General features: G+C 44.5%; 6 protein-coding genes, 1 tRNA gene and 1 pseudogene. 4 read left to right on the plus strand and 4 right to left on the minus strand.

Features of this window, described 5'->3' with window-relative positions:
• Window positions 1–145: 145 nt before the first annotated feature.
• Window positions 146–469 (plus strand): HAD family hydrolase, encoded by a 324-nt coding sequence (locus tag ACEW9J_RS06480; protein WP_373544318.1) that lies wholly within the window; start codon window positions 146–148, stop codon window positions 467–469.
• A gap of 46 nt (window positions 470–515) precedes the next feature.
• Here ACEW9J_RS06480 and ACEW9J_RS06485 read toward each other — a convergent pair whose 3' ends face one another.
• The 3 genes from ACEW9J_RS06485 to ACEW9J_RS06495 all read right to left on the minus strand — a co-directional run bounded on the left by ACEW9J_RS06485 (window position 516) and on the right by ACEW9J_RS06495 (window position 2,512).
• Window positions 516–1,949, minus strand: a complete 1,434-nt coding sequence (locus ACEW9J_RS06485; protein ID WP_373544323.1) for a DNA phosphorothioation system restriction enzyme — start codon at window positions 1,947–1,949, stop codon at window positions 516–518.
• 186 nt (window positions 1,950–2,135) lie between these two features.
• Window positions 2,136–2,220, minus strand: a tRNA-Ser gene (locus tag ACEW9J_RS06490).
• Window positions 2,221–2,233: 13 nt separating this feature from the next.
• Window positions 2,234–2,512, minus strand: a complete 279-nt coding sequence (locus ACEW9J_RS06495) for a hypothetical protein (protein ID WP_373544319.1) — start codon at window positions 2,510–2,512, stop codon at window positions 2,234–2,236.
• A 128-nt stretch (window positions 2,513–2,640) separates the two neighbouring features.
• Between ACEW9J_RS06495 and ACEW9J_RS06500 the strand changes: the two genes are divergently transcribed.
• The 3 genes from ACEW9J_RS06500 (at window position 2,641) to ACEW9J_RS06510 (ending at window position 5,228) form a co-directional block, all read left to right on the plus strand.
• Window positions 2,641–3,321, plus strand: a complete 681-nt coding sequence (locus tag ACEW9J_RS06500; protein ID WP_373544320.1) for a hypothetical protein — start codon at window positions 2,641–2,643, stop codon at window positions 3,319–3,321.
• Window positions 3,322–3,417: 96 nt separating this feature from the next.
• Window positions 3,418–4,101, plus strand: coding sequence for a hypothetical protein (locus ACEW9J_RS06505; protein ID WP_373544321.1), 684 nt, complete (start codon window positions 3,418–3,420; stop codon window positions 4,099–4,101).
• Between the two features lie 101 nt (window positions 4,102–4,202).
• Window positions 4,203–5,228 (plus strand): M28 family peptidase, encoded by a 1,026-nt coding sequence (locus ACEW9J_RS06510; protein WP_373544322.1) that lies wholly within the window; start codon window positions 4,203–4,205, stop codon window positions 5,226–5,228.
• Window positions 5,229–5,377: 149 nt separating this feature from the next.
• Here the strand turns inward: ACEW9J_RS06510 and ACEW9J_RS06515 are convergent.
• A pseudogene (locus ACEW9J_RS06515) lies at window positions 5,378–5,639 on the minus strand (ISAzo13 family transposase); the annotation flags it as partial.

A 5,639-nucleotide genomic window follows, 5' to 3' on the forward strand; every position in this document is an offset into this window, starting at 1 on the left:
AATCGACAGGAACAACAGCAGGCAAAACCAGAAAACTCACCAGTACATTAGGGATCTTAGAAATCAGTGGCAAACAAGCAAAAATATTGAAAGTAAAGCCAAGCACAAGAATGAGTCCACATTAGTATAAATACTCATCGCAAAAGTGTTATGCTCCCAGTTCCAGGCTCTAGAGATCGACGGATTAGGTATTCATGACTACTTCGATATTATGCTGATTTCTGAAGTAGAGCAAGTCAGAAAACCACAACCAGAAATCTTTCAGCGGGCACTCGACCGATTGGGAGTAGCGGCGACTGATAGCGTTTTCGTTGGCGATAATCCCACAGCGGACATTTTAGGTGCAAACAGCATCGAGATGTGGACGATGTGGAAGCGCAATTCCCATTGGCTGGAACCAAAGGAGGCTGATGTAGTTATTGATGAATTGAGTGAAATTCCCTCAATTCTTTCGCAGTTCAATCTTTAGGCTAGCTCGATCGATTCCCATCGTAGATATATCAACTATCAACTATTTAAATGTCCAGCAATCCGTAGCGTTTCTGGAGCGAGAGGAGTTGGGATCTGGCGGCGGCGGCGTTGTCGGCGAGATCGGCAAATTCGATTAGTCGCAGGAGTTCTTTTTTGAGTAGATTACGTTCGATCGCCAGCGTATCTCGGTCTAATTCTGGTGGCAATACGACCATATCATAGAGCGTAGCGCGATCTTTGCCTGGATCTGGTCTGAGAATTCGCCCTCGGCGTTGGATGAATTGACGTGGATTGGTACTGCTGGCGAGGATCACTGCGTGTTTGATGGCAGGGATATCGATCCCTTCATCCAAGCAGCGGATGGCTACCAGCCCTTGAAGTGCGCCAGATTCAAATTGCTGGCGGAGTTGTTCTCGATCTGGAAGTGATGTTGCAGCAGTGTAAGTGTTGACGCGGTAGCCGAGTTCTGTGCCGAGCAGGTGGGTGACAGCGGTAAGTTGTTGGGTGCTGTCGCTGCTACCATCGCCACAATAAAATAGGGTATGACTAGTGTTCAAGCGTTCCTGCATCAAGGCTTTGAGGGCGGTGAGTTTATTGGCTGCGGCACCGATGAGCCTGGAGCGTTGCATGAGTAATGGCGTGAGATCTGGAGTGTCGAATTCGTCGTGGTTGACGGCTCGATCTTGATGTTTATAGAGGAGCTTACGGGTAATGGCGCGGGTGAGTTTGAGGTACTGTTCGCTCTCATCTTGAGTCAGTTCGACCAGGATCGGATAGTATAAATAGTGGACTAGGGCACCTTGTTCGATCGCGTCTTTGAGGGTAAATTCGGGCTGTAAGATGTCTCCAAAGTAGTCGAGGATATTCTGTGTGCCGATCTCGTCATAGTGGCGTTCTGGGGTGGCTGAGAGCGCGAGTCTCAAGCCGACATTGCGGGGGAGACTAGATTCTCGCTTTTTCGCACCGAGATTATGCACTTCATCGCCGATAATCAGCGTACGATCGGGTAGATATTTTAGTTGAGATTGAAATCCTGGGGTAATTAGGGTTTCGTTGGTAGTGACGATCGTCAAGAATTTTTGTTGTCCGGTATTAATTCTGGCGAGTTGATGGGAGAATTTACTCTGCCATTTGTGGATGCTTTCACAGGCGAGAATCGGCTGAAGATTAAATTTCTCACACTCTCTGCCCCATTGATTGACGAGGTGTCGAAATGGGCAGATGACGATGAGGACTTGGAGTCCGATTTGTTGATATAATTGATGGGCGATCGCGAGTGCCGTAATTGTTTTACCACTGCCTGTCGCCATTTTTAGCGTGCCGCGACCTTGATTTTTGAACCAGTTGTCGATCGCCTGCTGTTGATACGATCGCAGTCGCAGCTCTGTCGGTAACTTGGGACATCCAGGCAGTTCTGGTTCGACTCGATACTGTACCTGAGACTCAGCGACGGCTACCAAGCGATTAATGCTTGTCAATCCCGCAAAAGTATCGGCTACCTGACTTACTGCCGATTTCTGAACTCGATAGCTAGATGTAGAGTCGATCGACACTGGTAGTCACCCGATGTGCTTTTTTATACTATCATATTCGCTAAGTATTTAAGTTTCAGGGATAGATACATCTTCAAACCCTAACACCTAAAGCCTAAAACCAAATTAAAACGGAAAGGGTGAGATTCGAACTCACGGAAGCTTGCACCTCATCCGATTTCAAGTCGGACGCATTCGACCACTCTGCCACCTTTCCAAATGTAAGTATCTTATACTAGCATGATTTTCCAAAGCAGCGGCAGCCAAAAACGCGAAAAATTCCGTTCGCGCCGCATCGGCTGCACCAAGATTTGCACCAGCGAGACGGCAATTAAACCATTGCCAGCAATGTTGTGCAGGCTTCTAATCAACCAACCATTAGGAACTTGGTTGTTAATGTATTCGATCGAAGAGTAGGCATTTGGAGTAGAAGAAGAATAGTAAAAAGCGATCGCGACACCAGTAATAGCTGGGGGAGAGCCAGGTGGGAGCCACTTGCGAAGATCCAACTTTTCCCGACTTTAAGTGCCGATTTTTTCCGCCCAAATCCATAGCCAGTGTAACTTAGACTAAAACCATAGGAATTGTTCCCAGTCAGACTGTATCAACTACTGAGTCACAATAAGCACCGATGGTTATGGAAAATACAAACACGCTAATTTACTTGCTCAAAGATCGATTTAGCTTCATCGATGAAATCCATAATAGTGAGAAACTCAATAGCAAAATTGTCTCGCTACTATTTACTAGCTTTAGCTGCTTTGCGATATATGGAGCAATTATCGGCGCAACAAACAGTACTATGCCGATTCAAATTCTCTCTTCAGCAGTCAAGCTTCCAGCTTTATATCTAATTACGCTAATCGTCTGTTTCCCAACTCTATACATTTTTAATGCTTTCTTTGGCTCTCGCAGCAGCATTCGTCAACATTGGGCTTATCTATTATCTGCAATTACCGTAATTGCGGTTTTGTTGTGTGGCTTTGCACCGATTTCCTTGTTTTTCTTGTTGACTATTAATGACAAATTTTTCTTTCTATTACTGAATGTCGCGATCTTTGTACTGACGGGAACATTGGGGGTGTCTTTCCTCTATCGAACCATGAAACCAACGGAGGTAGAAGAACAAGCTGGGAACGTTAAGATCAGAAAAAATATTCTCAAATTCTGGTTGGGTTTATATGGATTTGTCGGGACTCAATTAGGGTGGACGCTCAGACCATTTTTTGGAACTGGTAGCAGTTTTGAATTATTTCGACCGAGAGAAGGTAGTTTCTTTACTGCTGTTTGGGAATCTTTCCATCGCATCGGCTTTTAAATCGATCGGTTAGGGATGGGGTTAATAAAATTGATTAGGATTTTGCTCTACTGCCAAATAATGGGGTGGATAAATATGTAAATAGCAATCGTGTATATGGTAGATAAATTTGATGAATTAATTATCGATCGAAAGACAGTAGAATCGATCGGTCAACAAGAGATCGGACAGTTGATGGTCGGATTTACTTGGAGAGCAGATGTATGGCAAAAACCACACAAATTAATCCAGTTAATTTCAATTCAAGTTATTGGTGCTGGCATCTTATTTGCAGCGATGATGCTACCAGTAGATCGTGCATTGAATACCGATCGACCATCTCAATCTCAGTACGATCGATTAGCTAAATTAATCTGGGTTGATGGCACAATTACCATCGGGACATTAGGTGGAGTTAATAGCTGGATCTTTTACAGAGGAAAGCGATTAAAAAAACTGCTAAAATTAGTCGAACAAATCGAACAGTATAATCGAATCGTCAATTCGATCGCTACTCTAGAAAAATTAACCAATCTCACTAACTATCGATGCGAACCATCCCAAGCTGACAGCATGATGGAAATCCTCGATCGGACTCGACAAAATTTACTCATAGCATTAAAGATCGATCTATATTTACGCCAACATCTTCATGCAGATGAATTAATCGCTTCGATTGCACACAATCTCATCGATCTCCAAAACCTAGCTCAACACCCCCAATTAGTTGAATATGGAATGCTCCTCACCCAAGCATGGGAAATTGGCATGAGCGTTTATCATGAAACAAATATAGAATAGTGATATCTCTAGAACTTTTTTTAAAACTTGGGGGTATTTCCCAAAAAAATGCGATCGGTGATATCATTATCTCTGGATAGGTATGTGCTACTCTGTATGCGATGGACTCAAAACTCAAACTAATCGATCGTGCGTCCCTTATCAGATTAGCCATCCTCACGATCGCGATCGCCTCTATCTCGATCTTTGGGTGGTCATTAACGATCTGGATGCCAGGAGAGAGTTACCGTCAAGCTTTACAGCTATTGAGCGGATCGGAAACTAGACTGCAAGACATGCTCCAGCAGGATATCGAAACCCTCGCAGTTAAGATCGGACGAGAGAATGTTGACAACGATCGAAATCTCGTCGCCGCAAAAGACTATCTCGATCGCGAATTAACACAAGTAGGATATACAGTCCGAAAGCAGAACTACACCGTTGAAGGCAAAACTTTTAGTAACCTCGAAGTCGAAATCCCTGGTAGTAGTCGGGCTGACGAAATTCTCGTCATTGGTGGGCACTACGATACTGGTGTCACTAGTCCAGGCGCAAACGATCGGACAGGTGCAGCAGCAGTACTCGCCTTAGCTCGGGAATTCGTCGGTACCAAACCCATGCGTACCTTGCGATTTGTCGAATTTACCAATGGGGAGCCGCCCTTGTCTGGGACGAAGAACATGGGCAGTTTTAGATATGCCCAACGCGCCAAAGAACGGGGCGAGAAAATCGTCGGGATGTTTTGTTTAGAGACATTGGGTTACTACTCAGATAAAGTTAACACCCAGAAATATCCTCTACTACTAAGCTCCTTGTATCCCAGTCAGGGCAACTTTCTAGGGTTTATCGGTGATATCGATTCGCGGGAGTTGCTCCGCAATACGATTCGATCCTTTCGCGCTCAAGCTAAATTTCCCTCTGAAGGCGTAGCTCTGCCCGATTTTATCCAGGGTGTCGGAGGGTCGGATCGTGGGTCGTTTTGGCAACAGGGTTATCAAGCAGTGACGATCGCCGATACTGCACCTTTTCGCAATCCCTACTACCATACAGCAGATGACACGGTAGACAAAATTGACTTTGAGAAGCTGTCTAGGGTGACTGATGGAATCAGTAAAGTAATTCGGGATTTCGTCGGTTTGGAGGGGTAATAGTTGACAGTTGATACAGGCATCGGTTATTTAGGAGTTACTGGTTCTGCTAGTTTCCAAGGTGTTACTTATTCGGCAACTGACTCTGGAGTCTATTTTGAAGTGGGTAGTGATTATAATATTACTGACAGTATCGCGCTCAATGCTAACTATAAGTCTAAAGACGGTTTCGTTTTCCCCACTTTACTTGGATAGTATCCCAACTGATTCATTCGAGTCCGAATTGTTTCTTCGCTGGGTAATTCTTCTGTGTTGTATCCTTTTTGAGCGATCAATTGACGGCGAACTTCCGCCGTACTAATTCGAGTGTATAAACGATTTGTCTTAAACTTTGGATCTGTTTGGCTTTGACCATCCACTATATTTTTAATGTCAATTAGCAAGTTCGGTAAACGATCTTCTGTTAGCCTT

The organism is Chamaesiphon sp., from assembly GCF_041737865.1.
Taxonomy (GTDB): domain Bacteria; phylum Cyanobacteriota; class Cyanobacteriia; order Cyanobacteriales; family Chamaesiphonaceae; genus Chamaesiphon.